This window comes from Rhodococcus antarcticus (assembly GCF_026153295.1).
GTDB lineage: Bacteria > Actinomycetota > Actinomycetes > Mycobacteriales > Mycobacteriaceae > Rhodococcus_D > Rhodococcus_D antarcticus.
Genome location: NZ_CP110617.1, coordinates 63,872 through 79,560, shown reverse-complemented (window position 1 = coordinate 79,560; position 15,689 = coordinate 63,872). Strand labels below are relative to the sequence as shown.

Annotated in this window: 21 protein-coding genes and 3 pseudogenes; 15 read left to right on the top strand and 9 right to left on the bottom strand. The window is 71.6% G+C overall.

Features of this window, described 5'->3' with window-relative positions:
* Nucleotides 1-7: 7 nt before the first annotated feature.
* On the top strand, nt 8-379 hold the full coding sequence (locus RHODO2019_RS18945; RefSeq protein ID WP_265385066.1) for a DUF302 domain-containing protein: 372 nt from the start codon (nt 8-10) through the stop codon (nt 377-379).
* A gap of 202 nt (nt 380-581) precedes the next feature.
* On the opposite strand, the gene RHODO2019_RS18940 is transcribed toward RHODO2019_RS18945, so the two are convergent.
* Nucleotides 582-821 carry a hypothetical protein gene (locus RHODO2019_RS18940; protein WP_265385142.1) on the bottom strand — a complete coding sequence of 80 codons (240 nt, stop codon included), beginning with the start codon at nt 819-821 and terminating at the stop codon, nt 582-584.
* Between RHODO2019_RS18940 and RHODO2019_RS18935 the strand changes: the two are divergent.
* The 3 genes and pseudogenes from RHODO2019_RS18935 to RHODO2019_RS19450 form a co-directional block, all read left to right on the top strand.
* Nucleotides 774-872, top strand: a pseudogene (locus RHODO2019_RS18935) (helix-turn-helix domain-containing protein); the annotation flags it as partial. The gene RHODO2019_RS18940 and the pseudogene RHODO2019_RS18935 overlap by 48 nt on opposite strands.
* A gap of 3 nt (nt 873-875) precedes the next feature.
* Entirely contained in the window at nt 876-1,391 is a 516-nt protein-coding gene (locus RHODO2019_RS18930) for a pyridoxamine 5'-phosphate oxidase family protein (protein WP_265385141.1), read from the top strand.
* A gap of 7 nt (nt 1,392-1,398) precedes the next feature.
* Nucleotides 1,399-1,541 (top strand): annotated as a pseudogene (locus RHODO2019_RS19450) (ISL3 family transposase); the annotation flags it as partial.
* A gap of 73 nt (nt 1,542-1,614) precedes the next feature.
* Here the strand turns inward: RHODO2019_RS19450 and RHODO2019_RS18925 are convergent.
* The 4 genes from RHODO2019_RS18925 to RHODO2019_RS18910 form a co-directional block, all read right to left on the bottom strand.
* Nucleotides 1,615-2,394, bottom strand: a complete 780-nt coding sequence (locus RHODO2019_RS18925; RefSeq protein WP_265385065.1) for a rhomboid-like protein — start codon at nt 2,392-2,394, stop codon at nt 1,615-1,617.
* Nucleotides 2,391-2,774: a rhodanese-like domain-containing protein gene (locus RHODO2019_RS18920; protein WP_354005616.1), complete on the bottom strand. Its 384-nt coding sequence runs from the start codon at nt 2,772-2,774 to the stop codon at nt 2,391-2,393. Before RHODO2019_RS18920 ends, RHODO2019_RS18925 begins: the two co-directional genes overlap by 4 nt.
* 289 nt (nt 2,775-3,063) lie before the next feature.
* Nucleotides 3,064-3,450, bottom strand: coding sequence for a hypothetical protein (locus RHODO2019_RS18915; RefSeq protein ID WP_265385063.1), 387 nt, complete (start codon nt 3,448-3,450; stop codon nt 3,064-3,066).
* 197 nt (nt 3,451-3,647) lie between these two features.
* The gene (locus RHODO2019_RS18910; protein WP_265385062.1) at nt 3,648-3,971 is read right to left on the bottom strand and encodes a hypothetical protein; all 324 of its coding nucleotides are present in this window, start codon (nt 3,969-3,971) and stop codon (nt 3,648-3,650) included.
* Between the two features lie 401 nt (nt 3,972-4,372).
* Here RHODO2019_RS18910 and RHODO2019_RS18905 point away from each other — a divergent pair, with 401 nt between their 5' ends.
* The 10 genes and pseudogenes from RHODO2019_RS18905 to RHODO2019_RS18860 all read left to right on the top strand — a co-directional run bounded on the left by RHODO2019_RS18905 (nt 4,373) and on the right by RHODO2019_RS18860 (nt 11,382).
* Nucleotides 4,373-4,783, top strand: a complete 411-nt coding sequence (locus RHODO2019_RS18905) for a hypothetical protein (protein WP_265385061.1) — start codon at nt 4,373-4,375, stop codon at nt 4,781-4,783.
* Entirely contained in the window at nt 4,780-6,372 is a 1,593-nt protein-coding gene (locus RHODO2019_RS18900) for a relaxase/mobilization nuclease domain-containing protein (RefSeq protein WP_265385060.1), read from the top strand. Before RHODO2019_RS18905 ends, RHODO2019_RS18900 begins: the two co-directional genes overlap by 4 nt.
* Nucleotides 6,369-7,001 (top strand): hypothetical protein, encoded by a 633-nt coding sequence (locus tag RHODO2019_RS18895; RefSeq protein WP_265385059.1) that lies wholly within the window; start codon nt 6,369-6,371, stop codon nt 6,999-7,001. The genes RHODO2019_RS18900 and RHODO2019_RS18895 overlap by 4 nt, the downstream gene beginning before the upstream one ends.
* Before the next feature lie 405 nt (nt 7,002-7,406).
* Nucleotides 7,407-7,734: pseudogene (locus RHODO2019_RS18890) on the top strand (type II toxin-antitoxin system RelE/ParE family toxin).
* Nucleotides 7,731-8,033 (top strand): addiction module antidote protein, encoded by a 303-nt coding sequence (locus RHODO2019_RS18885; RefSeq protein ID WP_265385058.1) that lies wholly within the window; start codon nt 7,731-7,733, stop codon nt 8,031-8,033. Before RHODO2019_RS18890 ends, RHODO2019_RS18885 begins: the two are co-directional and overlap by 4 nt.
* Nucleotides 8,034-8,300: 267 nt before the next feature.
* Nucleotides 8,301-8,660, top strand: coding sequence for a DsrE family protein (locus RHODO2019_RS18880; RefSeq protein WP_265385057.1), 360 nt, complete (start codon nt 8,301-8,303; stop codon nt 8,658-8,660).
* Nucleotides 8,661-9,000: 340 nt separating this feature from the next.
* On the top strand, nt 9,001-9,687 hold the full coding sequence (locus RHODO2019_RS18875; protein ID WP_265385056.1) for a class II aldolase/adducin family protein: 687 nt from the start codon (nt 9,001-9,003) through the stop codon (nt 9,685-9,687).
* An 8-nt stretch (nt 9,688-9,695) separates the two neighbouring features.
* Nucleotides 9,696-10,085: a carboxymuconolactone decarboxylase family protein gene (locus RHODO2019_RS18870; RefSeq protein WP_265385055.1), complete on the top strand. Its 390-nt coding sequence runs from the start codon at nt 9,696-9,698 to the stop codon at nt 10,083-10,085.
* A 101-nt stretch (nt 10,086-10,186) separates the two neighbouring features.
* The gene (locus RHODO2019_RS18865) at nt 10,187-10,672 is read left to right on the top strand and encodes a MarR family winged helix-turn-helix transcriptional regulator (protein WP_265385054.1); all 486 of its coding nucleotides are present in this window, start codon (nt 10,187-10,189) and stop codon (nt 10,670-10,672) included.
* Nucleotides 10,672-11,382 carry an SAM-dependent methyltransferase gene (locus RHODO2019_RS18860; protein WP_265385053.1) on the top strand — a complete coding sequence of 237 codons (711 nt, stop codon included), beginning with the start codon at nt 10,672-10,674 and terminating at the stop codon, nt 11,380-11,382. The genes RHODO2019_RS18865 and RHODO2019_RS18860 overlap by 1 nt, the downstream gene beginning before the upstream one ends.
* A gap of 106 nt (nt 11,383-11,488) precedes the next feature.
* Here RHODO2019_RS18860 and RHODO2019_RS18855 read toward each other — a convergent pair whose 3' ends face one another.
* Genes RHODO2019_RS18855 through RHODO2019_RS18845 form a run of 3 tightly spaced genes read right to left on the bottom strand, consistent with a single transcriptional unit; the run spans nt 11,489 to nt 12,935 of the window.
* Nucleotides 11,489-11,683 carry a hypothetical protein gene (locus tag RHODO2019_RS18855; RefSeq protein WP_265385052.1) on the bottom strand — a complete coding sequence of 65 codons (195 nt, stop codon included), beginning with the start codon at nt 11,681-11,683 and terminating at the stop codon, nt 11,489-11,491.
* Nucleotides 11,684-11,743: 60 nt separating this feature from the next.
* Complete coding sequence (locus RHODO2019_RS18850; RefSeq protein WP_265385051.1) at nt 11,744-12,589, bottom strand: sulfite exporter TauE/SafE family protein; 846 nt, start codon at nt 12,587-12,589, stop codon at nt 11,744-11,746.
* A gap of 1 nt (nt 12,590) precedes the next feature.
* Nucleotides 12,591-12,935 carry a rhodanese-like domain-containing protein gene (locus tag RHODO2019_RS18845; protein ID WP_265385050.1) on the bottom strand — a complete coding sequence of 115 codons (345 nt, stop codon included), beginning with the start codon at nt 12,933-12,935 and terminating at the stop codon, nt 12,591-12,593.
* Between the two features lie 177 nt (nt 12,936-13,112).
* On the opposite strand from RHODO2019_RS18845, the gene RHODO2019_RS18840 reads away from it, so the two are divergent.
* Nucleotides 13,113-14,315, top strand: coding sequence for an NAD(P)/FAD-dependent oxidoreductase (locus tag RHODO2019_RS18840; protein ID WP_265385049.1), 1,203 nt, complete (start codon nt 13,113-13,115; stop codon nt 14,313-14,315).
* A gap of 267 nt (nt 14,316-14,582) precedes the next feature.
* Here RHODO2019_RS18840 and RHODO2019_RS18835 read toward each other — a convergent pair whose 3' ends face one another.
* Nucleotides 14,583-15,653 (bottom strand): hypothetical protein, encoded by a 1,071-nt coding sequence (locus tag RHODO2019_RS18835; RefSeq protein WP_265385048.1) that lies wholly within the window; start codon nt 15,651-15,653, stop codon nt 14,583-14,585.
* Nucleotides 15,654-15,689: the final 36 nt, after the last annotated feature.

Below are 15,689 nucleotides of genomic sequence, written 5' to 3'. Positions count from 1 at the left end.
GAACAGTGTGTCCGTTGCCCTGCCCTACGCCGAGGCTCTCGCCGCGACCCGCGCCGCCCTGACCGACCAGGGCTTCGGGGTGCTCACCGAGATCGACGTGCAGGCCACCATGAAGTCCAAGCGGGACAGGGACATGGAGCCCTACATCATCCTGGGTGCCTGCAACCCGGTGCTGGCCGAGCAGGCGATCGACGCCGACCGCGCCACCGGGGTGCTGCTGCCCTGCAACGTCGTGGTCCGTGGCGACGGGGCCGGCTCCACCGTGCAGATCCTCGACCCCCAGCTGATGGCCGCGGTGACCGCCCTGCCCGCCATGGCGACCCTCGCTGATGAGGCCTCGACCCGCCTGAACGCCGTGCTCGCGGCTGTGTCGGGCTGACGTCGCGGGGCGGGGGGTGTGTCCGCACGTGAGCGGCGACGGTGTGCCCTTATCGGGGTCCAACGGCTCTGTGACCTCGGGGCCCCGCGCGAGGACACTGACAGAGGCACCACAAGCGGAGGAGGCCGACCCCATGACCAGACCAGCACCGAACCCACCACCGCAGCCCGGAGCAGGACCGCCGCACGAGAGCATCGCTGCGCTACTCGCGCTGCAGCACGAGCTGGACATCGCCAACGACGCACACCCCGCGTTGCACGACACCGGGAGACCGGGTGGGCACCCCGGTCCGTCGGGTGACGCGGTGCGTGTCGTTGGCGAGGCTGGTGTTGCGGGCGGGGCTGGTGTTGCGGGCGGGGCTGGGGGGCAGGCGGGGGACCTGGGCCGGCGGATCGTGCAGCGTCGTGACGAACGTGGGCTGAGCCGAGAAGAAGTTGCTCATCGGGCGGGGATGGCCCCGGGGTATCTGCGCTACCTCGAGGAAGGGTCGTCGCCGGTGGCCCCTCTGGGGGGGTTGTCCCGGTTGGCTGCGGTGCTCGCGACGACGGTGGCCGCGTTGCAGGGCCACGGCTTCGGGCACCCGGTGGGCAGCGGTGGTCGTCCCGCTGGAACCCCCCGGTTGGAGGTCCTGGACACCGCGGCGTGCTGGGACCTCATTCGTGGGGGTGGCATCGGCCGGGTGGTCTTCGACGACGACCACGGTCCGCTCGCGTTGCCCATGAACTTCCGGACGGTCGCCGACGCGATCGTGTTCCAGACCGGTCATGGTGCTCTGGCAGCGGCCATGACGTCGGGGCACCCGCTTGCCGTCGAGGTGGACCACTTCGACGATGCTCTCGGTGAAGGGTGGAGTGTGTTGGTGCGGGGCCATGGCGCGCTCCTGACCGACGCCACCGCCCTCGCCGGGGTCCACGAGCTGGGCATCCAGTCCTGGGCCGGTGCGCAGCGGTCGACCGCGGTCCGCCTCGTGGCCGACGAGGTGACCGGGCGTCGGATCCGCCGCCACCTCTGACCCTGTCTACTTCGACCGACCCGGCGCGTCCACGGACCTACCGAGGCCGTCAACGGAGGCCTCGAGCACCTCCGCGGCACCGCCCCCGTCTTCCGCATCCTCACCAACTACGTCACTAGATCACTACTCGATACGGATGCTTCCGACCCTAGCGCGGGACGGCTGCGCCTGGCATTTCACATCAGTACCACCGGCACGGACGTAGATCGGGCCATTGCGGCCCTCAGGGGGTCTGTGTCCCGCTGAGCGGACGAGCGTCGAGGTCGCCGCGCGGTGGTTCACGCCAGCTACTGGCTCGGGTGGGGGCGATGGCGAGCGACACCATGGCCGCCGCGAGGCCGCACAGCGCGGCCAGGACATGGCCGAGGTCCCAGATGGTGCGGTTCACCGCAAGCGGGATCAGCAAGGCAGCGGCGAGCGCCGTTGCCCCCGCGGTTCGGCGCCAACCGTGCACGAGGATGACGGCGGCGGCGACGCCTGCGACCAGCACATAGCTCACCCCGACGTCAGCGGTGCGGGCCAACCGGTCGGATAGGTAGCCGCTGGCGATCGCCCGTTGCAAGATCACCGCGGTCAACAGCGACCCCAGTACGTGTCCGGCCGCGCCGATGAGCACAATCCTCGGTGTCCCGTACCGGCGTTCGGCCCATGCCACCACGGTGGCGAACACCGCCGCGTACAGGCCCGAGGCGGCACCTCCGTTGGCGACCCACAGCGCGCTGGTCAGCAGGACCGTGGGGTCGGCCGCTAGTCGTGTCGGGCTGGTGCCCTGGCGCACGGTCAGCATGCTGATCAGGTGTGAGGGTGCGTCGCGGGCTATGACGGTCGATGCCGAAAAGACAGCGATATAGGTGAACGTTGCCGGTGCCGAGAGCACCCAGGCATGCAGCCTCCGAGTATGTGGACTCAGCTGGGTCACCACCGAGCCAGCGCGGGGTGACCAGCGCGCCGCTGCCCTGAGCGCGTACCACAACGCGACTAGCGCGGTGGCCAGCGCGATCATGCCGGCGGGAGGGCTGTCGGCTGAGTCGGCATGGCGAGGGTGACCCAGTCGTGCATGCCGCCGCGGTAGTAGATGAGGGCGTGCGCCGGAAAGCCGGATTCGACCAAGGTATGGATCGCCCACGGTGATTGGGGGCACTGCGGGCCGTTGCAGAACAGGATGGACAAACCCGCCGGGTCGAGTTCGGCGCGGCGGGCGAGGACCTCTCCGTGCGGCACGCTGACGGCTCCGGGGATGCTCACGCCGCCGGTGGAGTCAGGCACCCGGCAGTCGATGAGCGCAGCCCCATTGCCTGCCAGCTCCACAAGTTCCAGTTCGCCGATGGTGCGTACCCCGGGCGCCGCCTCCCAGGGCTGCACCTCTCCCCACGTCGTGTCCACGGCGACGACATCAGGCTCATCGGGCAGCGACCAGGGAAGTCCTTGGGGTGGCTGGGAGCGGACTCGTGGGTGTCGCTGCATGGCTAGCCTCCGGCTGCTGTGGGGGCTCTTCGCGGTTCCCGGTGAGGGTATGGCGTTGACCGCGTGGGGCTCGCGACCCTTCGCGACTGGTTGGTGCTGAGGCACCCAGTCGTGAAGGGCCACGAGCGTACTACCGGCGTAGGACACTAGTCGTTCCGGAGGCGTGTGCTCTGCCGCGCAACTCGCTCGGCCGGCGTGGGGTGCGGGCTCAGCCATGCCGCTGGCCGGCGCAGGGCTGTGTAGGTGCAGAGCGCCGCCAGGGAGTCGGAGGCGGACACGTCGGTGGCGTCGTCGTCGGCGGCGTGCTCGTACCTGCGGTGGCATCCGATGCGAGGATCTGCCCCACCTGCAGGCTCAGGATCCACAAGCCGACCACCAACATCCCGGACACGAGGATGGTCCAAAACGCGCTGGCCTGGTCCTGGACCATCGAGGCGGCAACGAGAGCAACGGCCACGGTCGAGATCGCCAGCGGCGGCACCGCTGCGCGCAGGGAGTCGGCCCGGTGTTGGTGGCCCAGATGACGATGACCGAGCTCGTGCAGCAGGACACCGTGCGCGACCGGCGACTCAGGGTCGTTGCGGGCGGCGAACACGGTGCCGATGTGGACAGTGTCGTCGTGGGGTGAGTACGAGCAACTGCCAGCACTCTTCTCCCACGCCACACGCCGTACTGAGGTCGGTTGACCAGCCGCCTGACGAGCACCATCGAGAACGTCCCGCCACGGTGAAAGTTCCTCAGATGACGGCTGCGTGGACGCACCCGCCCGTGGACTTCGTGGCCTAGCCGGCCTCACTCCTGAGACCCGAGGTCGTGCTCAACCACCGTGCTCTCGGCGCTACTGGGCGAGTTCCTGCGCCGTGGTTCTGCGGGAACGACCAGTCCGGCGTCGGGCAGCTCGGCGGCGGTCCAGCCGCCGGCCATAGCGGCAGCACGCGCGGTCCGGGCGGCGGTCTCCTGGGCGGACTTCGCTGTGGCCACTGCGTCACCAGCTCGGCGGTAGTTGCCGATGGCGTCGCCGAGGGTGGTAACGAGCGCGATGCGCACTACCAGCATCTTCTTGGCCGCTGCCGCGGCGGCTGCCTTGCCAGTGGTCTGCTGCTCGGTCTGTGTCATGGGTCCCGCCCCTGGTGTGTGAAGCGTCAGAACCGTGGCCCGCCGTCCTGCCCGTATGAAGCCATTCCTGAGCAGACGACACCGGGTCCAGGGTGGGCCGTAGGTCCATCACGCAGCGACGCCGGAGGCGCCCTTGATGCGGGGTCGTCTGTGCGGAGACTACCGGCGCGGGGAGGTCATCGTGGCAGAACCAAGCCCTTGGGTTGGCCCACGAGCCCAGTGCTCCGTGATGAGCCGCCGGGGCGTCACATCACGGAGCAAGATATACAAACAGCACCCCTAAAGGGTGTGCGCCCCTGGCCAGGGGGCCCGGGTGGGGTCACACTGGGGTGTGAACGCTGCGCTGGGCCGAGGGAGGCCGGCGGAGCCGGTGGGTTGACGAGGGCAGGGGGTGTGCGGTGGTGCGGGTGTCGCAGGTGGGCAAGCGGCGTCGCCGGCAGGAGGGTGGGCGGCTGAACAAGACGGTGGTGAAGTTCAGTGATGAGGAGTTCGCCCGGGTGCAGGCCCGGGCGGTCGCGGTGCAGCGCACGGTGCCGGCGCTGCTCGCCGATCTGGTGCTGGCCCCGGCTCAGTCGCCGGTGTTGGACCCGGCGACGGCCCGTCAGCTGTTGGTGGAGCTGTTCGCGATCCGGCGGGGCCTGGACAAGGTGGGTCGCAACGTCAACGACATCGCGCGTTTTGCCTTGGGCACCGGTGAGGTGCGGGGCAACGCGGCCGCGGTGCTCGCGGCTCTGCTGCCCGAGCTGGAGCGGTTGGACGTCTACGCCGAGGGCTTGGTCGAGTACTTCCCTGGGCTGGAGGTGCGGCGGTGATCACCGCGGCGAAGAAGGGCTCCCGCACCCGCGGCCTGGTGGAGTACCTGTTCGGGCCGGGTCGGGCGGAGGAGCACACCGACCAGCGGATCGCGGCGGCGTGGTCGGGTGCGTGGGAGGGGTTGGAGCGGCCGGACGAGGTGCAGCGGGCGTTGCTCGCCGCCGAGCTCGACGCACCCCTGGAGACGCTGCGCGGGTTGGTGGGGGAGCAGGGACCGGCCCGGCACGTCTACCACCTGTCGATCAGCAACCACGCCGAGGACCGCACCCTGACCGACGAGGAGTGGGCGGTCGTTGCGCACACCGTCGCTGACCGGCTGGGATTCTCCGAGACCGACACCCGGGCCGGGGTCCGGTGGATCGCCGTGCACCACGGGGCGGCGTCGGAGGGCCGCGACCACATCCACCTGCAGGCCACCCTGGTCCGGGAGGACGGGCGGGCAGTGCACCTGTCCAACGACTACCGGACCCTGCGCGAGGTGGCCACCGACATGCGGGCGCGGTTCGGGTTGGAGGTCCGGACCCGGGACGTGGGGGCGGGCACCCCACCCCTGTCGCGGGTGGAGGTGCAGCGGCAGAACACCACACGCCAGGAGTCCGACCGGGAGAAGCTCCGCCGGGTGGTGCGGGCCTGCGGGACCGCGTCCCGCACCGAGGCGGAGTTCGTGACCATGGCCGGTGAGCATGGGGTGATCGTGCGGCCGAGGTGGGACACCGGGACCGGGCGCACCGCGGTCGTCGGGTACTCGGTGGCGCGGCCGTCGACGCCGGGGTCGGGGGAGGACCTGGTGTGGTTCGGGGGCGGCAAGCTCGGCCGCGACCTGACCCTGCCCGCACTCCGGGCGGGCTGGACCGCGGACCCGGGTGCGGTGCCGGCGTGGCGGGCCGTCGACAGCCCTGCGGCACGGCCGGGCCCGTCACGGTTGGGGCGGGTACGGCCGGGGCCGGGGTTGACCGCGGGTGGCGACACCCAGGAGGTGGCGGCGGCGCGGGCGGTGCACCAGGTGCGGGAAGCGCTGCGGGCGGTCCCGGTGGGCGACGCGCAAGCGTGGTCGGCGGCGGCCCGGGACGGGGCCGGGGTCCTCGCGGCCGCGGCCCAGGGACGCCCCGGCGGTACCTGGGCGCGGGTGGGTCAGGCGGCGCATGCCCTGGGCGCGGCGGTGGAGAAGACCCCCGGCCGGCACGTGGGTCCGTCGGTGGGTGAGGGCGGGTTGCAGACGGCGGCGCGGGCGATGCTCTCGGTCGCCGCGGCCACTACCGAGGGGGCGGGGACGGCGGTGCTGCTGACGCAGGTGCTGCGGTTGTCGGAGTCCATCGCGCAGGCCCACGCCCAGGCCGGGCGGCTGGTGCTCGCCCGGGCCGCCGCGGCGGCGGCCGAGCGCAACACCGCGGCGCTGGCCCGGGTTGGGGGACCGGTGGAGCTGGGCCCGGTCCTGACCCCGGAGCAGGTGGCCATGGCGCGGGTGATGGACACCGCGCGGCAGGCGGCACGGACCGGGATCAGTCCCGGAGTGGCTTCCGGGGACCAGCCGGTTCCCGGGGTACGCAGGAACAACGAGCGGGACACGGAGCGGGGGATGGGCAGTTGAGCGAGGACGAGTCGGTCGAAGCGGGTCGGCACACGAGCCAAGCCTTCAAGGCGTTGCTGTCGGCGGCGCTGGTGGTCGCGGATGCGCAGCGGCAGCGGGCGGTGCGGGAGATGCGGCGGATGGAGTCCGAGGCCCGCGACCGGGAGCGGGAGGCGAACCAGCGGGGGCAGCTCGATGCCACCCTCGGCAGGTTGGACACGACCACCACAGCCGCCGGGGCTGGGATGTCGGTGTCGGTGGCGGTGGCGATGGAGGACCCAGTGGAGCTCGCGCAACGATGGGCGGCCGCGCAGCAGCCCGACGCCGACCCGGCGCAGCGGGTGGAGCTGGACAAGCAGGTCCGCGACAGCGGAGTCGACCCCGACCAGGTGCGGGCCGAGCACCCCGAGGTCGACTTCGGCCCGAGCGCGGTCGAGGACGCGGGGCGGGCGTCGGCCGAGCCCGCCGGGCGCAGCACCGACCGGGTCCAGCACGAGGGGGTGTGGCAGGACGGGTCACCGGAGGTGGCGAAGGCCGGGCTGTCCTACACCCGCACCCCGGGCCGCACCATCACCCCGGGCTTGGGCTCACAACGTCGCCCCAAGACGCCGGGGCGGACGGCGGCGAAGACCCGCGACATGGGCCGGTAGCCCCACCGGCGGGCGGGAGAAGGCCCCGTCCACCGCTGCTGCGTCCTGTTCGCCTCGACGAAGGAAGAACCTGTGGCCCGAGCCGGGTGCCGCCCCCAACCCCAAGGACAAGCTCGAGACCGCCCTGCACGACCTGGTCTGCGCCCACCGCATGACCCTCACCGACGCCCAGAACGCCATTGCCAGCGACTGGGTCAGCGCCTACCGCTAGGTCCTCGGCACGGAACCGCCAGCGCCCCGCTAGAACGGCGGTCCCCGCAGGGGGTGCCGCTGCCGGGCTGGGGGCTGGCAGCACCCGTCCTCGCCGAGGACGCGGGACCGTGGGCACCCCCACCGGGGACTCGACCAGGTGTTTCTGGTGCTGGCGGGGTTGCCCCACCCCGCACTGTTAACTATGGTTGACATGTGGTGGAGGTCGTGACGTCAGCAACGTTCGACCGGTGGCTCCGCAAGCTCACCGATCGTCGGGCCGCATCGTCGGGCCGCAGCTCGTGTTCTGGTCCGGGTCAACCGGTTGGCCGCCGGAAACCCCGGGGACGTTAAACCCGTCGGCCACGGTGTCTCCGAGCTGCGCATCGACTACGGCCCCGGGTACCGGCTGTACTACCTGCGCTCCGTCACCCAGCTCGTGGTGCTGCTGACCGGCGGGGACAAGTCCACCCAGGAGGCGGACATCAGAACCGCCCACGACATTGCTCGCAGCTGGCACCGCACCCAAGGAGAACACCCATGAGCACCGACGCCGAAACCTTCACCCCGTTCGACACGGCGAACTACCTCGACACCGTCGACGACGTGGCTGCCTACCTGGAAGCGATCATCGACGAGGCCGACGACGACCCGACGGTCATCGCCCAGGCGCTGGGCTCGATCGCCCGCTCCCGGAACTTCAGCCAGATCGCCCGGCAGGCGGGGATGAGCCGCGAAGGGCTCTACAAGGCCCTCTCCGCCGACGGCAACCCCAGCCTCGCCACCGTCATCAAGGTCTCCCACGCCCTCGGGCTGCGGCTGCACTTCGAAGCCATCGCCTAACCCCGGCGCACGATCAGAGGAGGGCGAGAAGCACACCAGATGCGACCCGCCGCACTCTTTCGGACATAACGTCACTTATCGGCGCTTCGAATCATGTTGTGCGGCAGTGTCTGTGGCCATAAGGCGCCGGCCTGGGTCGCAGACTCCTGGTAGTCGTGGGCCACGCGCAGCAGGACAGCGCGCAAGATCAGTGTCCTGGACCATGGGCCACACAGGCGCACGTACATTCGGAGTGGAAGGTCGTGGTGGGTAACGGGGAGGGGCAGCGTGCGAACAGATGAGCAGCGACCGGGTCTGGTCATCCACGCCAGCAGCGGCGAACCGGATGCGTTGCGCGCCGTGTTGCGCTACGCCGCGAACTTTGTCGCAGCGGGCGACGGCACACGGAGGGTCGACGTCGTGGTCCATGGCCCGGCTCTGGATCTCGTGCTTGCCGACTCGGATCTGCGGGAGCAGGTCAGCGAGCTGCACGGCGCTGGGCTCGTGATGTTCAGCGCGTGCGCCAACACCATGGCCGGTCGCGGTGTCACCGCTGGAGATCTTCACCCGGCCACCGAGGTGGTGCCTGCAGCCGTGGTGCACCTCGCGCAGCGTCAGTGGGACGGGTGGGCATACCTACGTCCGTAGCGACCCGGGTCGTGCCCTGGCGGCGGCGTGGCTTGTCGTCGTCGCGTCGCCGGGTGAGGCTGCCGCACCGGGTGGTGCGTCCACCACCGTTGCTCGTTGACGTGCCCCATTGCCTCTATGGGCAAGTCCGTTGGTTCGCCCGCGCGGGGCTCTTCGGCGGCTGACCGGGTGCCCGACGATGGGTCGAGCCCGTCGGGACCGCCTGCGACCGGTGGAGTGGACGACGGCGCGCTGGGCGTCGTCGCGTTCGTGAGGCGGCTGTCGTCCTCGTCGCGTGGCGTTGGTGCCGGGTCGTCTCCCGGGGTGGCACCGGGTGAGCGACCCTGGCACAGTTGTAGACATGACTACAGATGAAGTGGTTGAGGCGGCGTCCCTCGACGCCGAGGGGCGGCGGTCGGTCCTCGCCGCGGTCGACCTGCTGTTCGCTGCTGCGGTGATGTCGCACTCCGGGCACGCCAACCTGAGCGCCCGCATCGACGAGGACACCTTCCTGCTGACCACCAGCGGCACGGTTCGTGACCTCCGCGCCGACCAGCTGGCCACGCTCACCCTCGACGGTGAGGTCGTTGCCGGTGAGCTGACCGCGGAGAACGCGGAGATCGTGGACATGCACGCCGTGGTCTACCGGGCGCGCCCGGAGGTGGGGGCGATCATCCACACCCACTCCCCGGCCGCGACCGGTTTCGCCCTCGCGAACCAGGAGCTGCCGTGCCGTGCGGAGCCGCTGCTGCGCTTCGGGCAGGCGCAACCTGTCCCGGTGGTGCCCTGGGGTCCTCGGGGGTCGGGTGCGTCGGTGCGGGGGATCTCCGCTGTCCTGGCCACCCAGCCCACGACGTCGGCGGTGCTGCTGGCCAACCACGGCCTGTTGGCGTTCGGGCCTGACCCGGTCGCTGCGGCGCGACTGGTCGTTGCCATCGAGGAGTCCGCCGAGGCGGAGCTCGCCGCGGCCGCGCTCGGTGGGGCCGTCGACTTCCCCGACGGTGCGCTGGAGGCTGTGGTGGAGTCCATGACCCGGGCCCGGTCGTGACCTCGGGGGTGGACGGCACCCGCGCAGAGGCCGTCCGGGAGCACTACCGCCGCACGTTCGGCAGTGTGCCCGTCGGGATCGAGGAGCGTCTGACGGTGGCGACGGCGACCGGTCGGCTCGACGCGGTCGACGCCGTCGAGGAGCTGCGCAGGGTCCTGCTGCGGGAGAACCCCCTCGAGCCCCGGGTCCAGCAGCTGGTGCACTTCGCCCAGCTCGTGGCCCTGGGCCATGCCGGCCCGGCCCGGTTGCACGCCCGGGGCGCTGTGCGCGCCGGGGCGTCGGTGGTCGACCTCGTGGGGGTGGCCGAGACGTCCCTGGTGACGGCGGGGATGCCGGCCTACTCGCTCGCCGTGAGCATCGTCGCCGAGCAGGATCGGGCTGCGCTGACGGGCCCATGAGCACCCACCCTCCGGCGGAGGGGCAACCACCCTCCCCCCACATCCCCACAGACACCCCACCAGAACCGTCCCCGGGCTCCTGCTCTCCCCCCGGCCGGGACGTGGCACCCGCCGGGCTGGGGTTCCTGCTCGGGGCTGCGCACCGCACGCGACGGCGGGTGTGGGAGGCGACCCTGGTCGACCTTGACCTCACCGCGCCTGAGGCGGCGGCACTGCGGGCCATCACCGCCCACCCCGGAATCGGTCTGCGTCAGCTCTCCCGTGCCCTCGTCACCGACGTGATGAACGCCCGACGACTCTCGGTGTCCCTGATCCAGGCGGGCCTGTGCGAGAACCGACCCGACCCCCAGGACGCGCGGCGGCGCCCGCTGCACCCCACACCGGCCGGGCAGACCCTCGCCCTCGTGGTCGCCGACCGCGCCGTCGGCAGCGAGCAGGAGCTGCGCCAGCTGCTCGGCGGCGACACCTACGCCACCGTCCTGTCCGGTCTGCGCCGCCTCGCCGACCACGACCCCCCGCTCACGACGCCGGGCAGTCTCCGCGCCGGCGCTCATCCGCCTGACAACCCACCCGAGGAGAAGCCCTGATGACCGACCCCACACCCCGCGACACCACCAGCGACACCCCAGTGGCCGGGGACACCCCCGTGGCCGGGGACGCCCCGGTGGCCGGGGACGCCGCCACCCATTGGGAGGGTTTCTACCGGGAGTCCACTCCACGGTGGAGCGGCCGGCCCAACCCCGTCCTCGTGGACGTGGTGGGACCCCGCCCCCCGGGACGCGCCCTCGACCTGGGCTGCGGTGAGGGCGGTGACGTCCTGTGGCTGGCCGAGCGCGGCTTCACCGTCACCGGGGTCGACATCTCCGCCACCGTCGTCGACCGGGCCCGGGCCCACGCCGCCGAGGCAGGGCTCGCCCACCGGGTCACCATCGAGCGCCACGACCTCGCCGCGACGTTCCCCACCGGAGAGTTCGACCTCGTCTCGGCCCAGTACCTGCACTCCCCGGCCGAGCTTCCCCGCGCCGACATCCTGCGGCGCGCCGCCCTCGCCGTCGCCCCCGGCGGGACGCTGCTCATCGTGGGTCACGCCGCACTGCCCCCGTGGGCGCCGGACCCCACGGCCAACATCGCCTTCCCGAGCCCCCAGGACGTCCTCGCCGACCTCGCCCTGCCCCCGCAGCTGTGGCGGACCGAGCGCGCAGAGACCACCGCCCGGCAGGCGACCGGTCCCGACGGGCACGCTGGCACCCTCACCGACTCCGTCGTCGTGCTCACCAGGTCCATGTCTGACCAGTAGCTCCCGACCACGACCGCCCCCGAGCATCACACCCATCGCTCACCGGACGGTCACGAGGTGGTGCTCACCGCACGCCTCGGGGCACGCCCAAGGACGCGGTCCGGCGTCAGGACACGGGGGTGATGAGGCTGTTGTGCCAGGTGACCCTGATCTGGCCGGGGGTGACGGAGGACGTCCAGTCGGTTGTACCGCAGCAGACGCTGCTGGGCTGGACGTGGAAGTACTGATCGTGGTGCCGCACCGCACGGGGACAGGGTGAGCGCACCGACAGGTCGAGCAGCTCGCGGGACGTGCGGCTCATCTCGCTAGAAGCGGTGTCTCGGCTTTCGGTGGGGTTCCAGGTCGAGCCGGGTCGACACGATCAGAGGGAGGTGCCGGCCTGGACGGCGACGTAGGCGGCGACGAGGACGAGGAGCCCGGCGAAGGCCCGGGTCAGGGTCGGGCCGGACACGGTGTCGCTGACCCGTTTGCCGGCGAAGGACCCCAGGACCGCGGCGATGGTGAACGGGACGATGGTGTGCCAGGGGATCTCGGTGGTTCCGAGGCGTTCGAGGAACGCCCCGAGGCTGGTGATGGAGATGACGACGAGGGAGGTCCCCACCGCCACCGCCATCTCGTAGCGCAGGGCCAGGACGAGGGCGGGGACGATGATGAACCCGCCGCCGACGCCGAGGAACCCGGTGAGGAACCCGACGACCAGGGCGGCGACCAGGACTTTGCCCGCGGTCGAGGCCCGGCTACTTCCGCCGGTGGGCTCTTCGTGTCGCGCGTGGGGGTGGGTGTCTGGGCCTGGTTGGCCCGCACCGACCGTGGCGAGCTCGTGTGCCGCGGGTGCGGTCGTTGTTGAGCTGCCGCGGGTCCGGAGGATCATGGCGGTGGCGGCGACGAGCATGAGTGCGGCGAAGCTGAGCAGTAGGACGCTGGGGTCGACGAGCCGGTTGACCTTCGCACCGCCGAACGAGGCGGCGATGCCGAGGGCCCCGAACACCAGAGCTGCCCTCCATCGGACGCGGCCGGAGCGGGCGTGGCTGGTGGCGGCGAGGATGGCGGTGACCCCGACGATGACCAGGGACGCAGTGGTGGCCACCCGGGGCTGCTCGTGCAGCAGGTAGACCAGCACCGGGACGGTGAGGATCGAACCGCCGCCACCCAGGGCGCCCAGGCTCAGCCCGATGACCACCCCGGCGAGCAGGGTGACGACCAGCACCTCAGATCACCTGCGGCTCTGCTCCGGTGGCGGCGACCATGGGGAACCCGGCCGCGGCCCACGCTGTCATGCCCCCCTCGAAGTTCACGGCCTGCACCCCTGTCGCACTGAGGGCGGTAACGGCCTTGGATGACCGGCCGCCGGAGCGGCACACGACGACCACGGTGCGATCGCGGGGGAGCTCGACCGATCCGACCTGGCCGAGGGGGACGTGCATCGCCCCGGCAGCGTGACCGGCACTCCACTCGTCGTCCTCCCGGACGTCCAGCAGCAGCGCCCCGCCGTCCAGCAGGGCCCGGGCCCTGGACGGAGTGACCTGCGGGACGTCCGGTGCGGCGTTGCTCATGAAACCTCCAAGGATCGGGATCAGGGTCAGGCGTTGGTGCGGGTCAATTGGGGTGCCATTGCTTCACGCGCCCCGTGACACTAATGTACGGACATCCGCTTGGCAGGGCAACCGGTGCGGGGGTCGCACCAGCGTCCGCGTCGGGTCCGTTCACCCGCACTACCTGAGGGAGCTCTCGTGAGCACCACCGCGCACCACCGTGTCGTCATCGTCGGCGGCGGCAACGCCGGCATCTCCGTCGCCGCCCGCCTGAGGAGGTCCGGGGTCGAGGACGTCGCGGTCATCGAGCCCTCCAGCACGCACTACTACCAGCCGCTGTGGACCCTCGTCGGGGGTGGTTGCGCCCCGGCGCGGGAGAGCATGCGCTCGGAGGCCAGCGTGATGCCCACCGGGGTGAGGTGGGTCCGGGACCGCGCTGAGGGTGTTGACCCGGAGAACCGGACCGTCAGCACCACGGGCGGGGCGGTGGTGGGCTACGACCACCTCGTGGTCAGCCCGGGCCTGCAGCTGGACTGGGACACGGTCCCCGGGATGCGGGCGGCGATGGACTCCCCGAACGTCTCCTCCAACTACACCTTCGAGACCGCTCCCAAGACGTGGGACCTCATCCGCACCCTGCGCTCGGGCACCGCGGTGTTCACCATGCCGTCGGGTCCGATCAAGTGCGCCGGCGCCCCACAGAAGATCGCCTACCTCGCCGCCGACTACTGGCGACAGCAGGGCGTCCTGCACGACATCCGGGTCGTGCTCGTGCTGCCCACCCCCGCCATGTTCGGGGTGCCCGTGTTCGCCGAGGAGCTCGAGCGGGTCGTGGCCCGCTACGGCATCGAGGTCCACAAGAGCAGCGAGGTCACCGAGATCGACCCCGACGGGCAGAAGGCCACCATCACCAACAACGCCGAGGGCTCCTCGGAGGTCCTCTCCTACGACCTGATGCACGTGGTGCCGCCGCAGTCGGCCCCGGACTGGGTCAAGGCCAGCCCCCTGGCCGACCCGGCCAACGCCGGGGGCTACGTGCAGATCGACAAGAACACGATGCGCCACACCCGTCACGACACCGTCTTCGCCCTCGGCGACGCCGGCTCGTCCCCGAACTCCAAGACCGGGGCCGCGATCCGCAAGCAGGCCCCCGTCGTCGTGGAGAACCTCCTCGCCAGCATGAAGGGCGCACCCCTGACCGCGAGCTACGGCGGCTACGCCTCCTGCCCGCTGACCACCGCGCGCAACAAGATGCTGCTGGCCGAGTTCGACTACACCATGACCCCCGCACCGAGCATCCCCTTCATCGACACCACCCACGAACGCCGTGACATGTGGCTGCTCAAGCGCTACGGCCTGCCCGCCCTGTACTGGAACGCCATCCTGTCCGGGCGGGCCTGAGCGCCCACCCCGAGTCGGGGATGCCGCACAGCCACCGGATCGTGGGCCACAGCTGGGATCAGCTCCGCGGGTGGCAGCCCCGCCGCACGGGTCGTGCGGGGCTGCTGGCTACGTACTCGGTCGTGGACGTCGGGGGCGCGGCGCAGCAGCACGGAGCTCACCTCGGAGCTCGGCCATGGCGTCGACGTGCTGGAGGGCCGCAGGGAGGGCCACCGTGCGCCCGTTCGACACGGTCGCGCCCTTCACGTGGTTGTCCGTGTCTGTGGTTCAGCCCGGGGTGAGTGCGTTGTAGGTGCGGGCCACGTCGGTCGGCAGGACGAGGGCAGTCCCGTTGGCGCTGGTGGCTGTGGGGGGCTGCCAGCCGCCGTGGGCGACGGTGTGTCCGTCGGACAGGGCGATCGCGATGGTGGTGCTCGCGGTGCGGGCGTAGAGCAGGCCGTTCGTCGCGACGGAGGGGGCTGCGCCGTGGAGCGCCGCCGAGGAGACGTGCCGTGCCGTCCCGTGGGCGGGGTCGACGACGACGAGGTCGGCGCCGGGGGCGCGCCCCACGAGGACGGTGGACCTGGTGGTGGTGTCGGCCACGGCGGAGGCGACCGCGGTGGTTCCCAGGTCAGCCAGGAGGGAGCCGGTGGCCAGGTTGTAGGCACCGGTGAGGACAGTCCCGTCCGCAGCGGTCCACGCCAGGGTGACAACTGTTCCCGCAGCCGCGGTGACGGTGGCGGGGCCGGGGGCAGCCCCGGCGGGGCGGTCGACGGTCGAGCTGTCCCACAGTCGATGCCCGGAGGTCGTCTCCGTCACCGACACCGACACTGACGAGCCGGGGTCAGCGAGGACGACGTCGCCGTCGTGCTCGAAGACCAGCCGCTGCGCACCGCTGGTCGTCAGCGCGCTCGAGCCGTCCCTGGGGTCGACGACGCTCATCGGTGCACCGCTGTCGACGGCGCCGACCTGGGAGACCGGGTGCTGGCCGTAGATGAGGCCGGGACCGCGCCAGGGTCCACTGACCTCGGTTGGACCCCAGACCACCGCCCCGGTGGTGAGGTCACGTGCCGTCGCGTAGTAGTGCGCGGTGCCGGTTCCGACGGTTGCGGTCGCGAGGGTGGTGGACATGGTGACCAGCAGCCGCCGTGCCCCGTCGCGGGTCACGACGAAAGCGCTGCAGATCGGGGGCGCGGCCACCCCGAAGCGGAGGGTCCCGTCCTGGTTGACCACCTGAATGACGACGTGCCCCGTCTGCGACGAGGTGTCCACCAGCCCCACGAAGCCGTCACCCACCGACACGGGATTACCCGCGAAGTCCACCTGCCATGTCGGGGTGGCGGCGAACCCCGGGGGCACCCCACCGGCCGGTGGGACCTGGCCCTGCCGGTGGAG